The following is a 22,585-nucleotide window of genomic DNA, read 5'->3' as shown; positions in this document are numbered from 1 at the left end:
TGGTTAATATTGCATACAGATACTTACCGGTATCTGAGAAATCATGAATAGTATATCACGTGATACAAAGATATTGTTTTGTACTCTACTGAAGTGACGGCCTTGAGTTTTTGACGTTACATAATCACTTACCGGAGGAGATAAGTAGCCTCTTTTTACCCCTACTCATTTACCAATTGTAATCTTTCCAAGTCTGTACAATGTCCCTGATGGTATTGATTTTGGTAGACACATCTATTTTTTAGCATTTCATCTTCCAATATTTCTATAAGGATGTGATCAAAAAATTGGCCGGTTTCGTAATTTTTGTTCCTAACTGGATGCTTTATTTTTATCTTTCCCTTTACCAATCGTACTGGATTTCAGTATTCTAGAGAATAAAACGCCTTATTTTTTCCATTTTTTATAAATTGGATCATCAAAAAGTACTACCTGAGAAATAGAATCAGGTTATATCGCTTGTGCTGATTTTGTCGAAGATATATTGAAAAAAGCTTTCCCGAAAGAAAGCTTTTTCCTATAATAGGATACACTATACTTCCTTCAATGAGACGAATCCGAAAAGATCTAGGATTAGTTTCCCGTCCATACGATGTGGTTTATTTTCGTTGCTGCTGTGCTTAGCCACAAACTATATTGGATAGTCGCAACAAAATCGAAACAGTAATACCAAACAGATAGCCAGTGAAATTTTTCTATCCAATGCGGAAAAGGTATTCCGTTTACGAGAAAATGGCTTTTCTTTTTGGTAGCATTATGCTAGCTTAATTTTGCTTTGGGGAATTGGACATTTCCGCCAATGCCTTTTTAAACTGGAAGATAAACAGGATAGCGGTAAAGCTGACGGCCAGAAAATCCGCAACTGGTTCAGCCAGATAAACCGCTGTTGTTTTATTGGAAGAAAAAATAAGTGGTAAAAGGTAGATAAGTGGAATCAGCAAAATAAATTTACGCATGACCGCAACTAAAATAGATGCTTTTGCGTTGCCCAATGAGTTGAATGTCATTTGGCATGCCATTTGGATTCCAAACAGCAGCAAGCAAGCTGTATAAATCCGCAATGCTGTTTTGGTGAATTCCAACAAAGCTGGATCCGAAGTAAACAAGGCTGCAAATACTTGAGGGAATAACAGAATTAGCGCCCACAGTAGACAAGAGTAGAACAGGCTTGCTTTTAGCAACAGCCGAAAAGCAGATTTTACCCTGTCCACATTGCGCGCACCATAGTTATAGCTGATAATTGGCTGCGCCCCTTGCCCCAGCCCCTGTAACGGAAGCATGGCAAACTGCATTACACTGGTTAAAATCGTCATGGCTCCAACCGCAATATCTCCACCGTATCGCAATAATGAGGAGTTAAAGCAGATAGAAATCACGCTCTCGCTTGCCTGCATAATAAATACAGCAAGCCCCAATGCCAAACTTGGCAAAATGATTTTTGATTTTAGCATTAAGTGACGTTTGCGGATCTTTAAAAAGGTCCTTTTGCCAAACAAGAAATTTAACACCCAAATACAGGAAACTGCCTGGGAAAGAATGGTGGCTAAAGCAGCTCCACGTACTCCCATACCGAATCCAAAGATAAAAATTGGGTCTAGCACAATATTACATACTGCACCAATTAACACAGATAACATCCCTGTTTTTGCAAAGCCCTGGGCAGTAATAAAGGCATTCATCCCCAATGTCAACTGTACAAAAATCGTCCCAATGGCATAAATGTTCATGTAGCTGACACCATATTCAATGGTATTGTTGCTGGCGCCAAATGCCATAAGAAAATCACGGTTCCAAATCAACAAAACTGTTGTTAACAACAATGAAATGATAATTTGGAGGCTAAAACAGTTCCCCAAAGTTTTTTCCGCCAGCTCTTTTTCTCCTTTTCCCATATAAATGGAAGCTCTTGGAGCGCCCCCGTTGCTGACTAATGCGGCAAATGCTGTTACAATCATAATCAACGGCATACAAACTCCTACCCCTGTTAGCGCCAAAGTGCCTTCTTCTGGGATATGTCCGATATAGATGCGGTCTACAATATTGTACAACATATTAATGATTTGTGCTGTTACAGTAGGCAGCGCCAATTTCCAAAGTAGTTTATTCACAGGCTCTTTGCCTAAAAAATCTTTCTCTTTTTCCACAGTTAATCCATCCTTTCCATCGCTGATTTGGCATTGTTTCGGATCCGATCATTCCATTCCGCATATAGTTCCCGTTCTTGTTCAGAAAAACCCGCAAAGATTTCTTCTAGGAATTTTTCTCTAATCCGCTGTATTTCCTCTAAAATTGGTTTTGCTTCTGGACGCAAGGAAAGATGGATTTTTCTCCGATCATCTTGGTCCTGGCTGCGTTCCAACAAAGATTTTTGGATTAAATTTTCTACTGCCTGGGATACGTTCCCTTTGGAAAGCATCCGCAGTTCCACAATATCACCAGCGGTATCCCTACCAGGGTTGTTCTGCAAAAAACTGATAATATCCGTCTCAATCTGCGTTAAATGATAGTTCTGGCAGACGGTTTTGAGCATGGCTTCGTATAATTTGATAAGTTTTCGGATGCTAATTAAAATATCGGTATTCCGTTCCATCCAATTCCCCCTAAAATAGTTTTATTTAAAACAGTTCTTTTTTAAACTATTATACCTTTTTTTCTAATTTTGTCAAGCAACCGTAATGAAAAACCATCTACTCAGAATTCTTCTTATAACAGATGGTTTTTTCTATTTTAGATAAATGTATTTGTGGCTTAGGTGTTCTTATTTCAGGAATGGACACCAAACCTTTCTTGCCAATTACAATTGACATTTCTACTACTATGTGTTATTATATAGTAGTAATAAGTAGTACAGATTACCTGATTGAAAAAGGAGAACAAAAATTGGAAAATATAACTGAAATGCTAAAAGGGATATTAGAAGGCTGTGTTCTAGAATTGATCAGCAGGCAGGACACCTACGGCTACGAGATTACCCGCCAATTGAACACAATGGGATTTACCGATGTGGTAGAAGGGACAGTTTACACAATTTTAGTCAGGCTAGAAAAAAATAAGCTGGTAGACATCCAAAAAAAGCCATCTGCGCTCGGCCCGCCACGGAAATTCTATTCACTTAACGATGCTGGGCGGGAAGAACTCCGCTTATTTTGGGAAAAATGGGAGTTTCTATCCTCAAAAATCAACGAATTAAAGGAGAATAACAGCAATGGGTGATTTTTTGAACAACTATTTTAATATAGGAAAAATGATTAAAGAAAAACAGGAATACAAAAAGCAGATGGCAAGGGTTGCTACCCTACCAGCTGATTATCAATACGTGTTCCAAAAGATTCAACACCATATGTGGCAGTTTGTTTCCGGCGCTGGATATGATATGATGGAGGTCCAGTACGGGCTGATTGATTTATTTGAGGAAGGCGCTGCTAATGGTAAGACTATTTTAGAGGTAACAGGCGAAGATGTTGCTGCATTTGTAGAGGAACTTTTGAAAAACACCAGAACCTATACACAGGATTGGCGAAGCAAACTCAACCATGATATTCAGAAGAAACTGGGTAACAAACAGCAAACAGGTTTCTGGGCAGAGCCATGGAAGATAGATTAAAATAAGAAAAACCAACTGCTATTGATTTGGATTGCAATTTTTGATTTTATCCCCATACAACCATTTGAACTATTGATAAAAGTCATGACCACCCCTAAGAGGGGTGGTCATGACTTTAAGGAAATTCTTTCATTGTTGTAGTAATAAATGTATTCATCAATGAAAGCGTTAACGCTTTTGAATTTTTCGCCGTAGAACATTTTAACTTTAAGTCGGCCAAAAAAGTTTTCCATAGCACCATTATCCATACAGTTGCCCTTGCGGGACATGCTTTGCGTTATGTTATGCTCGGTTAGCAACTTTTGGTGCTCGGCGCACTGATACTGCCAACCTTGGTCTGAATGAAATATCGGTTTTGCATCAGTAGGCAGTTTTTCAAACAACCCGTTTAACATTTCTCTAATTTGCTCTAAATTAGGACTCGTTGAAATGGAATAAGACACAACTTCGTTGTTAAATAAATCGAATACAGGAGAAAGATATACTTTGCTATCACAGACATTAAATTGCGTAACATCGGTTGTTAATTTCTCAAAAGGTTTTTCTGCATAAAAATCTCTTTTTAACAGATTGTCTGCAACCTTTCCAACCGTTCCTTTGTATGAGTGGTATTTGTCATTTTTGCGTTGTTTGCCTTTTAAGCCAAGGCTGTTCATCAACTTTAAGACAGTTTTATGGTTAATTACATAACCTTTGTTACGCATAGCGATTAAAATTCTGCGGTATCCGTATCTGCCTTTGTTGGTATTAAATATGTCCAGTATTTCTTTTTTTCTGTTTTATACTTATCCATGTTTTGGTGCTTTAAGTAGTAATAGTATGTGCTGCGAGCAAGACCGGATAATTGCAATAAATCTTTCAGCGGATACTTTCGCCTTAGTTCAGAGATTATTTGCGCCTTTTCTCGCTCTTCCGTTCTTCCGCAAGAACTAAGGCACTCAGTTTTTTAAGTATTCTATCTCCATTCGTAAACGTTGGTTTCCGGCGATTAAATCTTCTTCCACCTTTTTATCTAATTTTGGCGGTCTACCTTTCCTTGTTCCGCCTCGTCTTTCTTTCATCAGACCTTCGGCTCCTTCTTCCAAATATATGTGTTCCCACCTTTTTACCGCATTTATATAGTTTAAATCTTGTCCTCGTGATACATTCCAATATTTTCGTACAGTTTCTCGATATCCAAGATGGTGTTTTCGCATATCCATGATAACTCCTATTTTTAATTCTGCACTATAAACCTTGTTTCTTCTTCCTGTTTTACTCATAAAAATATGCACTCCAAAAGCGTCTAACTTTTGGGGTGCATCTCACATTATAAGTGGTGCTGATTTTATATCTTTTTAATGATGTAAGGAAAACAATTTGCCCGTTACTTTAATGATGATATCGTTTGCGGTACTCTGTTGGAGTGCAATTCATTTTTTCTTTAAACACTTTATAAAAATGGCTAACATCATTGAATCCAAGCATTAAAGCAATATCAATGATCGAGAGGCCGGAACTTTCTAAATAGTATTTTGCTTTGGTTAATCGACAATCCCGTACGATTTCGGAAAAATTTTTTCCAGTATGTTGTTTGATCATTCGTGAAAGATAAGCAGTAGAATATTGAAATTGTTCCGCCACTTTTTGTAGAGTAATCTCCCCAGGAGATTCCTGAATATAAGTGATAATTTTCATCATCAATCTTTCATGGCTGTTTTTGGGAAGGGAAAACGAATTTTTAGAATGACGTGCAAGATAGGCGAACAACTCTACTAGAAGGGATTGTATCACTGTTTCATAACAACTTTGTTCCTCAAAACATTCCACAATTAAACGCTCAATGGTATCAATAGACAGTTTATCTGGTAAAAAAAAGAGGTAGTCTTGCGCAATATTAGTCTGAAACATACATTCCATAAAAAAAGAGGAAAACAGTGTATTGTCTTTTAATAGAATATCTAATGAGTATCGAAAAAAATCTTGACGAAACATAATGTTAAATACACAGTCATTATCCGTTAGTGTTTCCGGACAATGGGCTGTATTTGGATTAAGTAGGAGGATTTCCCCCTCCTGCATGGTAATTGAATTTTCTTGAAAATGATTGATACAACTACCACGGTAAACGTACATCAATTCATAGAATTCATGTTTATGCAAAAGCATCTTTGGGTTTACGTTTTTAGGCAATGGATGCAGGGTAATCTGAGGATTTTTTATATTATTATTAGGAAAATTTTTCATTAAAAAATATCCTTTTTGTTGTACTTCTTCCAATTGTTTTTGGCGCATCTGGTTTAAATTCGGAGAGCTAACACGGATTTTTTCCAATTCACGCGTTTGTTTGATATAAAAATCAATCGAATTCAATATGTCACCTTCTCCACAGTAGTTTTATAAATTTCTTCTTAAAAAGATTATCATATCATATAAAAAAAGTCAAATAAATACAAAAAAAATACAAATGAATCCTACGACATTATTTTTCTTTGGATTTATAATAAAGGTATTCTTTTTGGATAGATAGCAGAAAGAAAATTTTAAATTGGAGGCAAAATCATGAAAAAGAAGACAAGAATTGGTGCTTTATGTTTGGCACTGGCAGTATCTGCGAGTTTACTGGTAGGTAGTATGCCAGCTGTTAACGCATCCGGAACGTCAAATGGGTTTGCGGATGAATTAAGTGACAAATATGGTAACCCAAAGATTGAAAATCGTACCGAGGTTCGTTGGTGGATGGCAGAAGGTGGGCACACGGATGAAACCTTGGAAGAAGAAGTACAGGCAATTTATGATGCGGGATTCCGCGGTATTGAACTGTGTCAATTGGACGTTAAAGGATTAGATGCATCTATTTATGGATATGGTTCGGAACAATGGGACCATGACTTCCATCTGGTATTGAACAAAGCATTGGATTTGGGCATGACAATTGGGCTGACATCTGGTACCAACTGGTCTACAGCTAATGTACCGGGATTAGATCCAGATAGTCAAGCTGCTAACCAGGCTGTTTTCCAGGCGAACGAAACTATACCAGCTGGTCAGTCAAGATCAGGTAAAGTACCAACAGAGACTATTACGACAAATAGTTTTGGTGGGACCAATAAAGTAACTTTGCCAGAAAAAAATGAATTTATTGGGGCATACGCATATAAACGTATTGGAATCGAGACGAAGCCGATTGTGATTGACAATGATTCCATTATTGATTTATCCGACCAGGTTTCTAAAAATGATCAAGGAGATTATTTGTTAGATTGGACAGCTCCGGACGATGGAGATTACGATATTATTTACTATTGGCAAGTAGGGACAGCGCAAGTATCAAAACCAGCGGTAGAAACATCCTATTGTATCAACTATTTTGATCGTCGGGGTTTTGAAGCCTTAAAAGAATATTGGGAAGAACATGTTTTATGTGATGAAGAGCTAAACGCCAAAATCAAAGAGGGCGATGTACAATTGTTTATGGATTCCCTGGAGTACACGACCGGAACAGGATTTGTAAACTGGACAGAAGATTTCGCGGAGGAATTTGAGGCAAGAAAAGGCTATGATATTCGTCCATATTTGTTCCTAGCAATCGGGTTACCTGCTCCAAAACGGGTTTCTCCTCCATCAGATGTCTATGGAACCTATAACCTGGAGGACGCTAATCTGGGGCAGCGAATTTTGAACGACCTGAATGATGTGCAAACCGAATTGTATATGGAAAATTTGATGGAACCATTCCGGGAATGGCTCAATAGTTATGGTATTACATTGCGGGCACAGATTTCTTACGGAAAATATCTGGAAAACTCAGAGCCAATCCAGTCTGTAGATTATCCAGAGGCAGAAACTTTGAATCAGGAAAATCAGATTGAAATGTATCGAACTTGGTCTGGCGGTTCAAAGCTTCAAAACAAAATTCTATCCAGCGAAACCAGTGCTCTTGGCGGTACTAGTTATGCGTATGACTATCAGATGCATTTACAGGAAGCATATACCCTGTATGCAGCAGGTTATAGCCGTATTAACTGGCATATTTGGACTTCTCAATGGGCACCAGAACCAGTTGAAGTGGATTGGCCAGGCTTCCGCAGCAATTCCAGTTTTAACGTATTGAGCTTGCGGTACCCATCTTATAGTGAATATGATGAATTTAATGATCATCTTGGCAGAGTGCAGCAACTGCTTCGTGAAGGAAAGTCCAGAAGTGATGTTGGTATGGTTTATATGAAGTACGGAATGCCAATTTTAGCACCATCACAATTTTCTAAAAATGATGAGAACAACTGGCTCCTCCGCCATGACTATATGCCTGGATATATCCAAACGACTGAGCTCCAGGATAATGGATATACCTATGATTATTTTAGTCCAGATTTCCTAGATGCAGAAGGCGTATACTATGACGCAGAAAATGGAACTTTAGAGTTGGCCGGATATAAAGCTTTGGTTCTTTGGCAGGATTGGTTAACACTGGATGGAGCTCAGAAAATTTTGGAATATGCAAAACAAGGGCTTAAAGTAGTTATTGTAGATGGAGCTGCAGTACAAACACCTTATAATGATGGAAGCGATTCTGCTTTGGCAGAAGTTATGTCAGAGTTGAAAACATTGGATTGTGTTGCAACAGCCGCTTCAGATGATGACATTGTGGAAGCATTACAAAGTTTAGATGTTACTCCATATGCAGGCATGCCAGAAAACCATCAACTTTTGACACAGGTTCGTCAAGATGAAAACGGAAATGAATATCTCTATGCCTATAACTACTGTAATGGAGAGTTCTGTGAAGAAGATCATGGTACCAATATCAAAACGGAAATTTCAATGGATGGTATATTTATTCCATATGTGATCGATGCATGGTCCGGCGAGGTAACACAGGTTGCAAACTACCGTTACGAAAATGGCAAAACGATATTTACAATTGATTTAAATTATGGCGATGTAGCGTTGTATGCCTTTGAAAAAACGGATACAGAACAACTCCATATCACTGATACAAATGCAGATAACGCTTACGAAACAAAGGATGGCGTTGTAATCCGCACCACAAAAAGTGGAAATTACTATGTAACTACAAGTGATGGCAAAACCGTAAAATTCAACACAGAAGTTCCAAATGCTTACGATATTACCAATTGGGATGTAACTGTAGAAAAATGGAGTAAAGGGGAAGAAATTTTCCGTACCGAAACATTAGATGGAGTTACGACAACAGAGCATACATTTAACACAGTGAAAACGGATGTTGATGTGAAGCTGGATTCGCTTACTACTTGGGATAATATTCCTGAAGTTGGAAAAGAAGTATCCGGTAAAGGATACTATTCTGCAACTTTTGATTGGAATGGTAACGCAGATGGAGCATACATTGATTTTGGGGATATGGTGATGTCCATGACGGTTTCTATTAATGGTCAACAGGTATCCGACCTTAATATGAATGATGCAAAGCTAGATATTTCAGATTACCTCCAAGTTGGAAAAAATACGATTCAACTAGAGTATAGTTCCAATTTGAATAATGCAGCCATTGCCATTGGTGCATTGAATGTAACAGAAGAAGGTAAATGGGTAAGTTGGCCGGGATATCGTGTGGACTATTGTTCTTATGGACCAGCACAAGCGGTGATTGTTCCATATAATGAAGTTTCTTTGGAAGAAAGCCAGGCAAATAAAGGTATTTTGAACTCTGTGATTCAATACGCAGAAGCTGCCAAAGAAAGTGGCGAATATGACAACGCCATTGAAAGTGTACAGAAATCCTTTGACGCTGCTTTGGAAAATGCGAAAACAGTAGCAAACAATGCTGGGGCTACCCAGGAAGAAGTGAACGCAGCATGGAAAACCTTGCTGAATGAAATCCACAAATTAGGATTTGTAGCTGGGGATAAAACAGAACTGGCTTCTCTGATAGAAGCAGCAAATGAAATCAATGCAGAACTTGACCGTTATGTGGAAGCAGGCAAAGCGGAATTCACCGCAGCATTAGAAGCAGCCAAGGGTGTATACAATGACGGAGACGCCATGCAGGCAGAAATTAATGAAGTAGCAGACAATCTGTTAAATACAATGATGAATTTACGGTTCAAAGCAGATAAATCTATCCTGGAAGAAGTCCTTGCGGAAGCAGGCAAAGTAGATGCAAACGCATACACAGCAGAAAGCTACGCAGCATTACAAGCAGCAGTAGCAGAAGCAAAGGATGTATACAACAATGAAAACGCAAGCCAGGAAGAAGTAGATGTAGCAGTAACAAATGTACAAGCTGCAATGGATCAATTAGTAAAAGTAGATGGAAGTGTTCCAGAAGAAACAACACCGTCCACTGATGATACAGCTACTCAAACTGGACAAGAATCCACTACACCAAAAGCAAACGCAGCGAAAACAGGCGACTTTGCACCAATTGCTGGAATGGCAGCAATAGCAATTGCAGGAGCTGCACTGGTTCTCTCCCGTAAGAAAAAATAACTCATAACGTTTTCTTCTTCTCTTTTCTCTTAATATAAGCAAAAGGCTGGTTAAAAAACCAGCCTTTTGTAATATCAGTACTTAGGTAGAAAAATAAATGACTAATACATCGAATTAGAAAAATGCTAAATATGAAAGTGAAAGCAATAGATTTAAGAACCTATATCAAACTTCATATATCAAAGAAATATTTGGACATTTGGATGCTTGGGATAAAGTTTCCTTTGAAAACAAGCAAAAAGTCGTAGATTTGATGATTTCTAAAATCTGTGCTACAAGCGAAAAAATTGATATCATATGGAAAATTTAATGGTATTGAGTTTTGTCTCTTGTAAACTACGCTACACTACACTATATTTCGGCGGAATACTAATCAGCATGTGGATATGATCTGGGCATGCGTTTGCTTCTATGATTTCTACACCTTTCCATTTACACAAATCTTTAATGATTTCTCGTATATCTTTTCTTAACTGATTATAGATTACTTTTCTTCGATATTTCGGCGCAAATACGATATGGTACTGGCATCTCCACTTTGAATGTGCTAAACTTTTTATGTGATTCATTGACAACTCCTCCTTTTGCTTCGTAATGCGGTCGCCAAACCTGCATTTATTTTAGCAAAAGGAGATGTTCTTGTATCTAAAGATTTTTATTCTCACCGTCTGATGGAGATGATTCAATGATATTCCCATGAGTTTGCCGATATTGAGCTGGAGTCATACCAAATAGCTCTTTAAAATTCCGGTAAAAATGGCTAGAATCATGGTAGCCAATGGATTCCATAATGGATTTAATGGACTGGTTGCTTTGCCCTAACATTTTGGCAGCATATAAAAAACGTTGTTCCTTTACAATATCCTGAAATTTCTGTCCCATGGTTTTTTGAATCAAAGAACTGAGGTAATTTTTATTGTAATGGAGATGTTGGGCTAGCATATCCAGGCTAATATCCTGTAGATGTTCCGAAACAAAAGCTAAAATCTTGGATACAGGCACCTCACTTTCTTCCAAATCACTTTGGAACAGCCGGATATCCTGACGGTGCCGCCGCAATAACAACCCCAAAAAAACAATCATGGAACTATCTACAATTGGGGAGGAATACGCCTCATCGCAAAAATACTCCTCATACAATTGTTGTATCTTCCCTTGTAATAAAGTATCTTCCCCACAACGGAACATCAAATAGGAATCCGTCCTCCCTTCCAGCAATGCAAACCGGAAAAAAGAAGAAAGATGGTCAAATTCGGATAACAGGCTGGTAAAAGTATAATAAAAAGTGGGTTTACGTATCAAGATATTCACAATAACACTGGTTTCATTCTCGGTGTAAAGGGCGTGCATCAAATGGGGCGGTAAAATACAGCAATCCCCCTGTTGTAGATAGTGTTCTTCCCCATTGATCGAATGAATACAATCCCCCCGCCATACGTAGGTTAACTCAAAAAATTCATGCCCATGCCAGTTCATAGGGGAATAGCAAAGATGGCGCATAATAACAACATGCTGATGCCCATAAAAATACTGGTTTTCCGGTGTGATAAAATGCTCCTCCAAAGAATGGCTCACAAAAGGGGCTGCGGGGTTCAAAAACTCATAGCCGTACTGTTGATACAACTCCCTCAGTTCATCTGCCGCCTCCCTAGTTGGATTTTTTTCATACAGCCATCGCTTTTTCAGCAATAATTCCTTTTGGCACATCGTGCCCAGTGAACAGTATTCCATCCGATTCCCTTCTTCCTTATTTCACAATTCTTTTATCATTATCTTACCATATTCTCCGTACAAATTCAAAACAAAAACCTTAAAAACCCCAGGATAGAAGTGATTTTCTACCCCGGGGTTATTATAGGATGAAAGAGTTTTTGTTTCCCCTCTAAACCAGTTAGAGGGGAAACAGAGAGGAAATAGAACGATTTTACAAAAACTAGGAATTATGGTTCCGTTTTCTGCGAATGATATAAGCGGTTACGCCTGCTGCGCCGAGTGCCGCCAGAATGCCTATTGTGGAAGCATCACCAGTTTGCACATTCCCTTCGCTGCTGGTTCCGTTTCCACCATTGGTTCCACCATTTTCGGTTGCGGTGTAAATCACTGCTTCATCATATGGTACTAAGGATACTGCGGTTAAACCGTAATCCTGCACATAGCCTTGTTCGTAACGTTCCTGGAATACTGGGTTTTCTACCTGAATCCTGTTATTCAATGGGGTTGCCAATTTAATAGAAATGGTGTTTTTCCCTTCTTTCAGATATTGGCCAATATCCACAATATTTTTACTCTGGTTGATTCCGCCCAGGTCATGTCCGTTTACAATGATTTCGGTTACTTCGTCGTTACCATGTTCAAAATTCAGGTAAGCCCCCTGCCCTTCTTCCAGAGAATCAATCTGGAAGCTGGTGCTATAATGTCCAATGCCAGATACATAGGACATGGATTCCACGCCTAGTGTAGCCAATTGTTCTGCTGTTGCCGGCAGGTTTTTCCAGCTTATCAAGCCAGTATTAGCAAAGTTCACCGTTGTTTTATCCGATTGGGTTGCCGGTGCGTTTGGATCTGCACTTGGGCCCCAGCTTTCCACTGCAATATCCCAGTTTTTCAATGTCATTTCTTCCATCGGGTTTAATTCGCAGGAAATATTGCTTCCGTTGGAGAGTTCCGCTGTCACTGCGCTTTTCGCTTCGCTGCGGGCTACAATGTCATTCCCTTCTACTACTGCGTTATCCGCTGTGGTATTGGTGACATGTACTTTTGGAGCCGCGCCAAATTCCGCTTCGTTTTTGGAAATCGCTATAATAGCAGATTCGTTGTATTCCAAATCCAACTGGGTTGTAGTCTGGTTTCCGGATTGGTTGTACCATGCAATTGGAGAAATTTCTCCTGTCCAAGCGTCCAATTTGTATGGGGCGCCTTCCCCTGTCATGGTAACTGGCACTGAAATGGATTTTTGGTCCCTAGAACCATTGTAGAAATAATAGTAATAGGTTCCGTCTGTTTCATCATAACGGCAGTAGCTGCGCAAATCCTGGGTAGATGGATAGGATACTCTGGAGGAGATTCCAAACTGTTCTAACTGGGTCAATACACCTGGTACATCCTGAATCACCGCAACGTTATCAAAGCTCGTGATTTCCGCCATAATTGCTTGGACTTCTGCGTCGCTGTCAATCTTATCGCCATCAACTACCGCACCGCTATTGATACTGTCAGCAGAAACGCCGGATACCCTTGCAGGGGTTCCACCTACAAAGATGATTGGCAAGCCCTGTTTCGCAAAGTTGAGCATCTGTTGCGCTGCTTCTACACCAATGGTATCTGTGTTGTATACTACCATTGCTTTATATTCTGGACCGTTTGCTACCAATGTCTTGTTTTCTACAACCGCATTTTCATGGAGGATTCCCGCTTCCCCTACAATATCATAGGTATAGCCTTGATCCAAAGCATCCACTAAAACGGATTGGTCGTAAATTTCACAGGTGCTGCCATCATCTCCTGAATCTATGGTTTTTGGAGCATACAGCAATACATCCATTTTTGGCAGGCCGTTTTGCAGGATAGCCTGGGAAGCTGCCATGTACTGGGTCATCACATTGACATCCTCAAAATAAGGCTGGCGGTTCGTCCATGGATCTGCCGCGTTGGCGCCAAATGGATGCCATCCTGGCCATTGGGTATCCAGACGGTCGGTGCCATCCGAAGTAAAGGTATGGGCTTCTGCATAAGCCGCACCGTGCATCATCATTAAATTGACGCCTAATACCCAGTTATCGTTTAATTTTTCCACTGCTTTATCCCAGGAAATTGCATAGCTTGCCCCATATGGATAGTTATCTTTGATGGAAGTCCCCCTGGAAGTTGCCAAAACTTCATCGGTCACATATTTTTTGCCCGCGATATGGGTAGCACCGGATAAAATACGGAATTTATCATAGTTGGTTTTCCATGCCAAGGATTCCCCTTCCGTAATGTCCAAATCTAGTGAAACCGCACCAGTGTCTACCGAAATTCCTTTGGTAATATATGCCTGGGTCCGGTACAGAGCATCCAGGTCATTGTGGCACCAATCCAACATGCTACCTACAAACAAATTCTGGTACATGTTGCTTAATACAGTAAAGTAATCCTCAATATAGCGGCTGCTGTTGGTACCATAAAATTTGGTTGGGTCATAGCCAGAAACTTTATCTGTGCTGCATGTTTTTGCGCTGGTGATGTATGGTAGATATCGGGTTAGATCATAGCCAGCGTCCTGTTTAAAATACTCCTGGTATTTAGTAGACCAGAATGGGCTTGCGCTCAAAATCTCAATCGAATCCTCAAAAATAGAGCAATCCGCTTCCCGGATTAACTGGGCAAGCTCCTCATCACAGAGGATGTATTTGTCCCACAGCTCTTTGGTGACATTGGCGCCAGTATCACTGAAATGGTCCACTACATATGGTACATTTTCCTGGCAAGCGTTAATTGGGTAAATAACTGCCCCGCCAGAAACAACCTTAGAATCTGTACCCAAGGCATAGCCACTGCCTCTGGTGTAGAAGCCAAACAATAACCAGTCTCCTGCCTGTACTTGGCCGCCCTGATTGATTTGGGAAAGATCAATCCCCAATTTAGAAGTGTCAATGGAATAATAGTTCTGGGTGTCCGCCATACGGTCACGGTCGCCAAATACATATTCGATATTCTCATTGGTAACCGGCTGATTTTTTTGTTCCTCGGTGCTTCTTCCCCCTTCCAGATCCATGGTAACACCGTCATAAATCTGCTGCATATAAGCGTCATTCATATCCGGCACACCAGCTGGAGTTGTTTTCTCCAATTTCACAACAGCGTCCGAAACATCCTTCATGCTATCCTCTTTTAGCACAAAGTTGCCATCTGCATCTACACTTTCCACCTGTGCAACGGTTGCCGCCAAAAAGTCATCCGTAAACACAAATGGACATCTCATGGAATCCAGCACACGGGTTTCTGGCATTGGCAGGTCTGTTATACCAGACTGGGTGATTTTTGTGTAAGAGTGTGCCAATTCCTTACTTGCCCCATCATCATTTGGGTCAATCATATTGGAGGAGACTGGCCACATTGGGGTACTGGTTAAATCCACACGGAACTCAGTTGGAAAACTCTTTGCTGTTTTAAAGATTGTTTTTAACAGGTTCCTCCAAGCTTCGGTACCAAACCCATATTCGGATGGGTCAAATACCGAGTAACGGGGAACCATCGCGATTTCCACGCCACGGTAACCCGCTTCATACATGGAAGTGATTTCGTCCGCTACAATTTCCGGGTCAGCGGCAGCGTCCGGTAGCCAATACCGAACCATTGGTTTCGAGTTTTCTTCCGGGTTTTTAAACTCGTGGATAATGCTGCCTTTTTGCACTGCTGTGCTTTCCAAGGCAGTTACTGTGGTTGCCCCAACCGACGCAAGCAATGCCGCGCTGGTGAGAACCGCAATCATTTTACGTCCTGTTGTCTTACTTTTTCTTTTCATGGATTTTTGCCCTCTCTTTTTTTACTTGACCACAATGTGGTCTATTTGACAAAAATCATTTTACTAAAAACAAAAAATAAGTGCAATAAGTAGATGAATTGATATGAAATTGGGGTAATCAATCCAACCATTGTCCCCTATAGGATTGTTTTCACTCCCGTAGTCCCCAAAATTCAGTTCCCACTGGCAAATTAATGCTGCCCGTCTCAGGATGGTGGACTTTCCGATATTCCGCCGGCGTCATGCCAAATAGTTCCTTAAAATTCTCATAAAAATGGCTAAAATTGTGGTAACCGATTAAATCCTTGATTTCTTTTAAAGGTAAATCCCCCTGCACAATCATTTTAGCGGCGAATAAAAACCGCTGTTCCTTTACAATATCCTGGAACTTCTGCCCCATGGTTTTTTGGATGAAAGTGCTTAAATAATTCTTGTTGTAATGAAGGTGTTCCGCCAGCATGTCCAAGCTGATATCCTGTAAATGTTCCGAAATAAAAGAGAGAATCTCGGAAACAGGTACTTCTTTTTCCATACGAGCATTTTCAAAAAATAAGATATCCTGATGGTGGCGGCGGAGCAACAGTCCAAAAAAGATCATGATATAATGGTCCAAAATGGGGGCGGCATAAGCCTCATCCTGAAAATATTCTTCATACATCTGCTGTACCATGTGCTGTAAAACAGCATCTTCCCCACAGCGGAACATCAGATAGGAATCATTTTTTTCCTCCAGCAGGGCGAACCGGAAAAACGAGGAGAGTTCATCAAACTCGGAGAGCAGGTTGGTGAAAGTATAGTAAAAGGTAGGTTTCCGGATGAGAATATTGATAATGACGCTTTGTTCATTTTCGGTATATACTGCATGGATTAAGTGGGGAGGCAAGATACAAAAATCTCCCTGTTGCAGTTTAATTTTTTCCTGGTTGATGTAGTGGTCACAGTCCCCACGCCAGACATAAATCAGCTCAAAAAACTCATGGCCATGGAAATTCAATGGATTATAACAAGGATGGCGGGAAATTACCACATGGCGGTGCCCATAAAAATACCGGCTCTCTGGGGTAAAAAAGTGGTCGTCCATGGTATGCCCCTCAAATGGAACACGGATATCCAAAAAATCGTATCCATAATTCTTGGAGAGTGCTTCCAGCTCCTGTTTTCTTTGTTCGGTTGGTTCCTTTTCATACAGCCAGCGTTTTTTTAATAGTTCCTCTTTTTTGCACATTGACTGAAATGGCCGGTAAAATGGTACCATCGTTGTCTCCCTCCATTTGTTTCTTCCTTTTTATCATAGTATAATCCAACCAGGTTGTCAAACCATAGCTTTCTCAACCATAAGCTGTGCTACAGAATAACCTTGTTGTGTTTCGGTTTTTAAGTAAATTCACAATACAAATGCAACAGCCTGTTTCTATGGCAATCTGATAAAATCCATCGTACCGGAAATCTTCTTTTTTGTTTGATAAGAAAAGTGTAGATTTACTGCTATTTGATAGAATAGGCAAGCTTTTCTCCTATATATTTATGAACACGCAAAAACATCCCCACCTCAATCCAGGCGGGGATGTTTTCTGTATTGATATAGAAAGGAATCTACTGGGGAGTATCAAACTGTGTTGCCACAAAGTAGTTGTTCTTTGTGGATATCAAAGGATAAAAGGAAGAATTTGTAGTTAAATAAAATCCAACAGATTCAATTGTTTTCCAGCTTGCACCGCTTTTTTCTGGTGTGCCTGCCCTGTTTCCAGTACACCTTCTGGAAATCCTTCGGTGAATTGGGAATATTCTTTTGGCGCCGTCATCACCAGTTTATCTTTTGCCCGGGTCATCCCCACGTAAAACAACCGGCGTTCTTCCTCCAAATCTGCTGGATGGGCTTCGGATTCCAATGGCAAGCAGCCTTGCTGCAATCCGGCTAAAAAGACAATGGGGAACTCCAACCCTTTGGAACCGTGCAGGGTCATCAAAGTTACTGCCCCTGCATCATACTGGCTGCAATTTCTCGCCAAATCCCCTTCTTCCCCCAGTAAAAGCGCCTGTAACAAAGCAGGCATATCAGGGTAAAAAACTGCCATCTGTTCCAATTTTTTCAGGGGTTTGGAGTCCTGCCAGTGGAGGAATACACACCAATCCTGCAACAGTTTCCACGGCTTTTGTTTCTTTATGAGTGGCTGGTACGCCTTGACCGCTTGAAGCCACTGCTGTAGATGTCCAATTTTAGCGAAATCTTCCTCCAGCTCAAGTAGATTCTGTTTTTCCAGTTGGGAAACCACATACTGGATGATATCTTCTGGACAATTCCAGATTAATTTTAAACTGGTGGACAGGGCGGCGTGGTCGGATTCATCCCATAAAAAGCGGAAAAACTGAATAGTACCCCGCACGGACTCTTCCATCAGGAAATCATCCCGCCCTTTGACGATGTAGGGAATCCCTTCTTTTTGGAAGCATTTTTCCAAAATCCGCGCCTGATGATGGGTACGGTACAACACAGCGATATCGGAAAACTCCCAAGTGCGGGTATGGTCGGTGGGGTGCCCCAACATTTCAGTATCCAGCATATCAATCCCACCTACTAGGCGGTTGATTTCCTTGGCAATATAAATCCCCTCCGAAAGCTCGGTTTCCGCATAGAGGAGGGAAACTGGTTCACCGGATTCCTTATTTGCTTCCAATATCCGTTCATCAAAGGAAGGGTTTGGGGCAATAGCGGCTTGGGCAGCCCGGATAATCTCCGGTGTGGAACGGTAATTTTGGGTTAACCGGATGAATTCAGTGTCTGGGTTGGTTTCCTTCAACTGTTCAAAACAGTGGGCGTCCGAGCCACGGAACCCATAAATCGACTGGTCAGGGTCCCCTATCGCCATAAATCCCTTACTGTGCTGGCTCCACAGCCCAATCAGTTCCCGTTGTACCTGGTTGATATCCTGATATTCGTCTACCATCAAATAATGGAACCGTTTTTTCTTTGCTGGGGTAAGCTTCCCAGAGAGTTCTATCATACGCAGCAGTAAGTCATCAAAGTCCAGCCTACCCTGTTGCTGCAATTGGGCTTGGTATTGCTGGAAAACCGGTTCTAACTGTTCCAAATCCTCCACTGCAATGCCGTTTTTGTATTTGGAAAGCTCCTGCAAAAACTTGCGGGGGGAATATTTGATTTCCTGCTGGCGAAGCAAATCTCCCGCCATCTGCATGGCTTCAGATTCATCCAGCAGGTGGACTGGGTTTCCTTCCAATTCCTCCAGCAGTTCCATACAAATGGAATGGAAGGTTCCAATGGTCATGGAACGCACGGTGCGCTTGCTGCCAAACTGCTGTTCCAAACGTTGGCGCATCTCCTCCGCTGCCTTGTTGGTAAAGGTAACTGCCGTGATTTCAGCAGGCTTAACATTACAGCGTTCTACCAAATAGGCGATACGGGAAATCAAAGTTTTGGTCTTTCCCGTCCCTGGCCCTGCAATGACCGCTACCGAACGTGCCTTGGTAGTAACAGCTTTGAGCTGCTGCGGATTTAATCCACTTAAAATATCCTGGGATACTTCCTGATTTTTTTCGGTTTGCTCTACTTCCTCTGTAGGCTGTGGAGCAGAAAAAGCCGGCTTCTCCTCTTTCTTTACAGTAAAATTCTGCCCACAGGTGGAAAGCAGGTTAATTTGCCCTTGGAATCCGTCGATTTCCTCCTTGGTTAGCAGCTGGATGGTTCCATATTCCCCATCGTAGCCAGGAACCCGTGTGACCTTGCCTTGACGCAGCCGCTTGATTCCTTCCTGGACACAAACTCCTGCGACTTGCCCAATCTGCTCCAGTGGAGCCTCCCGCAAGATATAAAATTCCGGCCCAATTTCCCGCAGCATAGTTTCATACTGTTTTTTTACTTTCACACTGATGCTGGAAACCCCAATCGAAGCCGCAATCACTTCTGGCAATGGAACCAGGCTTTCAAAATAGGCCGCTCCCGGCAGCTGGAACCCTTCCTCCCGGTCTGCCAACTGCTCTACACGGTGCTGCACGCCAATGGTGATTTTTTTGCCGCAAATCGGGCATTTTCCGCCAAATTTGGCGGTTTCGGATGGTTTTAAACAAAGGTTGCAGTTGCGGTGGCCATCGTAATGATATTTCCCCTCTTCTGGGAAAAATTCAATCGTACCAGCAAATCCTCCCTGCTTCCCTTCCTGGATGGCATGGTACAGACCTTGGTAGGAGAGTTCTGTTTCCAACAAATTTGCTTCCCGCCCCAGTTTTTGTGGGGAATGGGCGTCCGAATTGGACACCAGGGTAAACCGGTCCAGAGCGGAAACCATCCAGTTCATTGGCGGATCGGAGGACAGTCCAGTTTCCAGTGCGTGGATATATGGGGTTAAGTCCTCAAAACATTCCTCAATGGTATCAAACCCGGAAAAAGCCCCAAACAACGAAAAATGTGGCGTCCAAATATGGGCTGGGATAAAAATCGCATCTGGACAGCTCTCTAAGGTAATTTCTAATAAATCATGGCTATCCAACCCTAAAATTGGGCGTCCGTCCGAGTGGATGTTCCCAATTGCCTCCAGCTTTTTGGAAAGCTCCTCAGCCGCCTCCAGGCTAGGCAGTAAAATCACATTGTGTACCTTGCGGACTTTTCCATTCTTTTTATAAATCGAACTGATTTCCCCCGAAAGCACAAACCGGGTATTTTGCTGTTCTCCGGCAATCCGGTCCTCAATCTGATATTCTGGCTTTAACTGGTAAAGCCCCTGCTCTGCTGGAATTAGTTTCTCTTTTAGTTCTTCTCGCCAAGCTGGATGGGTAAAATCCCCCGTTCCAATCAATTGTATTCCTTTCCGCTTTGCCCAAAAATCCAGGTGTTCCGGAACACAGTCCTTGCTGGTTGCCCGGGAATATTTTGAGTGAATATGTAAATCAGCAATATACATGGCAAATCCCTTTCCTATGATGGTTTAGTTCCATTATATTCCTATTTTCGATAAAATTCAATCCTGAATTTGACGATAGGTCAAATTCGTGGTATGATACACCCAAATATCGTTATGAAGAACAAGGAGGTTTTTATGACAGAGAAAGAAAAGGCGCAGAAAGGTTTGCTATATGACGCCAATTATGACGCAGCGCTACTGAAGGAACGGGCAAAATGCCAGGAATTGTGTTATGAACACAACCAACTCCCACCATCCAAAGTGGAGCAACGGAAAGAACTGATCCGGAAAATTTTAGCGAAAACCGAAGGGGATTTCTGGATTGAACAGCCATTTCGATGCGATTATGGTTATAACGTTTCAATTGGAAAAAACTTTTATGCCAACTACAATTGTATTATTTTAGATGGTGCAAAGGTGACCTTTGGGGATAACGTATTTATCGCCCCCAACTGTGGCTTTTATACAGCGGGGCATCCCTTAGATATCGAACAGCGCAACCAAGGTTTGGAATACGCCTATCCGATTACGGTGGGGAACAATGTATGGATTGGCGGCAACGTCACTGTATTACCAGGTGTCACCATTGGAGACGGGGCTGTTATTGGTGCAGGCAGTGTCGTGACAAAGGATATCCCAGCCAACGTCATTGCTGTGGGGAACCCTTGCCGTGTCATCCGCGAAATCACGCCAGAGGACCGGGAAAAGTACAAAAAATAGTATTTAAATCCCTTCATTAAAATATTGGTTTATCGCTTCTTCCAGAATAAACAAAATTCTAATAAACTACAAAATTTTTACTATATATAAATAGGTATTGATTGTCTACTAAAACGAAGCCAATACTTTTTTATTAAAGTAATTTTTTGATAAACGGGATTCGACGGAATAGAAATGAAATCGCCATACCCGCAGAAAATACAATAATTTCCATTATTACAGCAGCTAAAAATGGATTTACCGTCTGAAATAGAGAGTCTTCTATACCAACTGCCTTTAATTTATGAATAAAAAAATCTGAAAAAAGATAAGTTCCAAAAGTACAACCGCCAATTTCTTTTATAATCCGTTTTCCTTTTTCCCCAAAATGAACCTTATCAAATAGGTATTTTACTACAATAAAAAGGCACGCACTTGGAGCAATAACAGTAATCAATGTCCTGTCGTCAAAAAACAAATAATTTTTTGGTGAGGATAAATACTCTTTATAGGTTAATACTACGCTTATTGCGATTCCAACAATGTATATTGCAATGGCAATAAAACATTTTTTTAAATTAATTATGAGATAATTTTGAATATAAAAGCCTAAAAGCAATAATCCAATATAACAACTAAAAATAAAAAGTTGAAAATGATCAGAATAAGCAGCGGATGGGATATAATGGACTATAATAGGCATTCCACCTAATATTATAAAAGAAAAAAAGAAATAATATTGGTAATCCCTCTTTTTCATACTATTTGCTAATTTTTGTAGTATAGGCAACATAATTAGAATTGCCAAATATAAGTACATATACCATAAGGCATTCGTAGCTGGATTATGATAAATAGAAGTAAAAAATGATACAATTGAAATTGGGCTGTTCGAGGTTAAGCAGCCATCAACATAATATAATAAAGAAAAAACAATTAGTACAATGGTAAAACGCAATATTTTTTTGCCTATATTTTTATAACTATCTATTTTACGCAATAACAGTACCCCTGATATCATTAGGAATAACGGTACAGCAGCTTTACAAATAAAAAAATAAGTTAATCCTAAAAACCAAGTTTCACTAGGGGAAGTACGTAAAAAAACTCTGCTATCTGTATGATTTACAATTACTAAAAAACATGCTATTATCCTTAAAACATCCAAGTACATATAATAGGTACTATTTTTTTCAATTCCATTTTTCACTTTAAAACTCCATTCTATTTTTGTTGTATAAAATGTTATCTTTATTATAATAAAAAATAATCTAGAACTCAACAACTAGATTGCAAAATTTTAGAGCAATGATATCAATCATTACAGTAAACAATCAATTTACACCAACATTTATTCTTAGAAAATCATATCAACTATATCATTTTCAAAACCAATTTATAAAAGAATTATTC

The 22,585-nt window shown here is 40.4% G+C and carries 14 protein-coding genes and 1 pseudogene; 4 read left to right on the top strand and 11 right to left on the bottom strand.

From position 1 onward, the window contains the following. Positions 1–764: 764 nt before the first annotated feature. Together BQ2683_RS08135 and BQ2683_RS08130 are read right to left on the bottom strand one after the other, a co-directional pair. Positions 765–2,144 carry an MATE family efflux transporter gene (locus BQ2683_RS08135; protein WP_069988498.1) on the bottom strand — a complete coding sequence of 460 codons (1,380 nt, stop codon included), beginning with the start codon at positions 2,142–2,144 and terminating at the stop codon, positions 765–767. Between the two features lie 2 nt (positions 2,145–2,146). After that, positions 2,147–2,590 carry a MarR family winged helix-turn-helix transcriptional regulator gene (locus BQ2683_RS08130; RefSeq protein ID WP_069988497.1) on the bottom strand — a complete coding sequence of 148 codons (444 nt, stop codon included), beginning with the start codon at positions 2,588–2,590 and terminating at the stop codon, positions 2,147–2,149. A 290-nt stretch (positions 2,591–2,880) separates the two neighbouring features. Here BQ2683_RS08130 and BQ2683_RS08125 point away from each other — a divergent pair, with 290 nt between their 5' ends. Together BQ2683_RS08125 and BQ2683_RS08120 are read left to right on the top strand one after the other, a co-directional pair. After that, positions 2,881–3,213, top strand: a complete 333-nt coding sequence (locus BQ2683_RS08125) for a PadR family transcriptional regulator (protein WP_069989497.1) — start codon at positions 2,881–2,883, stop codon at positions 3,211–3,213. Then, positions 3,206–3,604, top strand: coding sequence for a DUF1048 domain-containing protein (locus BQ2683_RS08120; RefSeq protein ID WP_069988496.1), 399 nt, complete (start codon positions 3,206–3,208; stop codon positions 3,602–3,604). The genes BQ2683_RS08125 and BQ2683_RS08120 overlap by 8 nt, the downstream gene beginning before the upstream one ends. A gap of 107 nt (positions 3,605–3,711) precedes the next feature. On the opposite strand, the gene BQ2683_RS08115 is transcribed toward BQ2683_RS08120, so the two are convergent. The 3 genes from BQ2683_RS08115 to BQ2683_RS08105 form a co-directional block, all read right to left on the bottom strand. Then, on the bottom strand, positions 3,712–4,365 hold the full coding sequence (locus tag BQ2683_RS08115; protein ID WP_268873780.1) for an IS3 family transposase: 654 nt from the start codon (positions 4,363–4,365) through the stop codon (positions 3,712–3,714). Positions 4,366–4,542: 177 nt separating this feature from the next. Next, positions 4,543–4,866 (bottom strand): helix-turn-helix domain-containing protein, encoded by a 324-nt coding sequence (locus BQ2683_RS08110; protein ID WP_076939155.1) that lies wholly within the window; start codon positions 4,864–4,866, stop codon positions 4,543–4,545. A gap of 109 nt (positions 4,867–4,975) precedes the next feature. After that, complete coding sequence (locus tag BQ2683_RS08105; RefSeq protein ID WP_069988494.1) at positions 4,976–5,956, bottom strand: AraC family transcriptional regulator; 981 nt, start codon at positions 5,954–5,956, stop codon at positions 4,976–4,978. Between the two features lie 189 nt (positions 5,957–6,145). Here BQ2683_RS08105 and BQ2683_RS08100 point away from each other — a divergent pair, with 189 nt between their 5' ends. Next, positions 6,146–10,057: a glycosyl hydrolase gene (locus BQ2683_RS08100; protein WP_069988493.1), complete on the top strand. Its 3,912-nt coding sequence runs from the start codon at positions 6,146–6,148 to the stop codon at positions 10,055–10,057. Positions 10,058–10,404: 347 nt separating this feature from the next. On the opposite strand, the pseudogene tnpA reads toward BQ2683_RS08100, so the two are convergent. From tnpA to BQ2683_RS08075, 5 genes and pseudogenes are all read right to left on the bottom strand, one after another. Continuing rightward, positions 10,405–10,626: pseudogene (tnpA, locus tag BQ2683_RS08095) on the bottom strand (IS200/IS605 family transposase); the annotation flags it as partial. Positions 10,627–10,702: 76 nt separating this feature from the next. Next, the gene (locus BQ2683_RS08090; protein WP_069988492.1) at positions 10,703–11,788 is read right to left on the bottom strand and encodes an AraC family transcriptional regulator; all 1,086 of its coding nucleotides are present in this window, start codon (positions 11,786–11,788) and stop codon (positions 10,703–10,705) included. 202 nt (positions 11,789–11,990) lie between these two features. Further along, on the bottom strand, positions 11,991–15,560 hold the full coding sequence (locus tag BQ2683_RS08085) for a glycosyl hydrolase (RefSeq protein ID WP_069988491.1): 3,570 nt from the start codon (positions 15,558–15,560) through the stop codon (positions 11,991–11,993). 151 nt (positions 15,561–15,711) lie between these two features. Beyond that, the gene (locus tag BQ2683_RS08080; RefSeq protein ID WP_069988490.1) at positions 15,712–16,815 is read right to left on the bottom strand and encodes a helix-turn-helix transcriptional regulator; all 1,104 of its coding nucleotides are present in this window, start codon (positions 16,813–16,815) and stop codon (positions 15,712–15,714) included. A gap of 418 nt (positions 16,816–17,233) precedes the next feature. Next, positions 17,234–20,473 (bottom strand): UvrD-helicase domain-containing protein, encoded by a 3,240-nt coding sequence (locus tag BQ2683_RS08075; protein ID WP_069988489.1) that lies wholly within the window; start codon positions 20,471–20,473, stop codon positions 17,234–17,236. A 135-nt stretch (positions 20,474–20,608) separates the two neighbouring features. On the opposite strand from BQ2683_RS08075, the gene BQ2683_RS08070 reads away from it, so the two are divergent. Then, entirely contained in the window at positions 20,609–21,193 is a 585-nt protein-coding gene (locus BQ2683_RS08070; RefSeq protein WP_069988488.1) for a sugar O-acetyltransferase, read from the top strand. A 133-nt stretch (positions 21,194–21,326) separates the two neighbouring features. On the opposite strand, the gene BQ2683_RS08065 is transcribed toward BQ2683_RS08070, so the two are convergent. Further along, a complete protein-coding gene (locus BQ2683_RS08065; protein ID WP_069988487.1) occupies positions 21,327–22,382 on the bottom strand; it encodes an acyltransferase in 1,056 nt (351 codons plus the stop codon). Positions 22,383–22,585: the final 203 nt, after the last annotated feature.

The sequence above is a fragment of the Massilioclostridium coli genome, assembly GCF_900095865.1.
Classification (GTDB): domain Bacteria; phylum Bacillota; class Clostridia; order Oscillospirales; family Ruminococcaceae; genus Massilioclostridium; species Massilioclostridium facile.
The sequence above is the reverse complement of the archived record's forward strand: the minus strand, read 5'-3'. Positions and strand labels throughout refer to the sequence as shown.

What these genes read in the sequence shown, in the direction of transcription:
- BQ2683_RS08070 (WP_069988488.1), top strand. Translation starts at nt 20,609, where the DNA reads ATGACAGAGAAAGAAAAGGCGCAGAAAGGTTTGCTATATGACGCCAAT.
- BQ2683_RS08110 (WP_076939155.1), bottom strand. Translation starts at nt 4,866, where the DNA reads ATGAGTAAAACAGGAAGAAGAAACAAGGTTTATAGTGCAGAATTAAAA.
- BQ2683_RS08080 (WP_069988490.1), bottom strand. Translation starts at nt 16,815, where the DNA reads ATGGTACCATTTTACCGGCCATTTCAGTCAATGTGCAAAAAAGAGGAA.
- BQ2683_RS08120 (WP_069988496.1), top strand. Translation starts at nt 3,206, where the DNA reads ATGGGTGATTTTTTGAACAACTATTTTAATATAGGAAAAATGATTAAA.
- BQ2683_RS08085 (WP_069988491.1), bottom strand. Translation starts at nt 15,560, where the DNA reads ATGAAAAGAAAAAGTAAGACAACAGGACGTAAAATGATTGCGGTTCTC.
- BQ2683_RS08075 (WP_069988489.1), bottom strand. Translation starts at nt 20,473, where the DNA reads ATGTATATTGCTGATTTACATATTCACTCAAAATATTCCCGGGCAACC.
- BQ2683_RS08100 (WP_069988493.1), top strand. Translation starts at nt 6,146, where the DNA reads ATGAAAAAGAAGACAAGAATTGGTGCTTTATGTTTGGCACTGGCAGTA.
- BQ2683_RS08130 (WP_069988497.1), bottom strand. Translation starts at nt 2,590, where the DNA reads ATGGAACGGAATACCGATATTTTAATTAGCATCCGAAAACTTATCAAA.
- BQ2683_RS08090 (WP_069988492.1), bottom strand. Translation starts at nt 11,788, where the DNA reads ATGGAATACTGTTCACTGGGCACGATGTGCCAAAAGGAATTATTGCTG.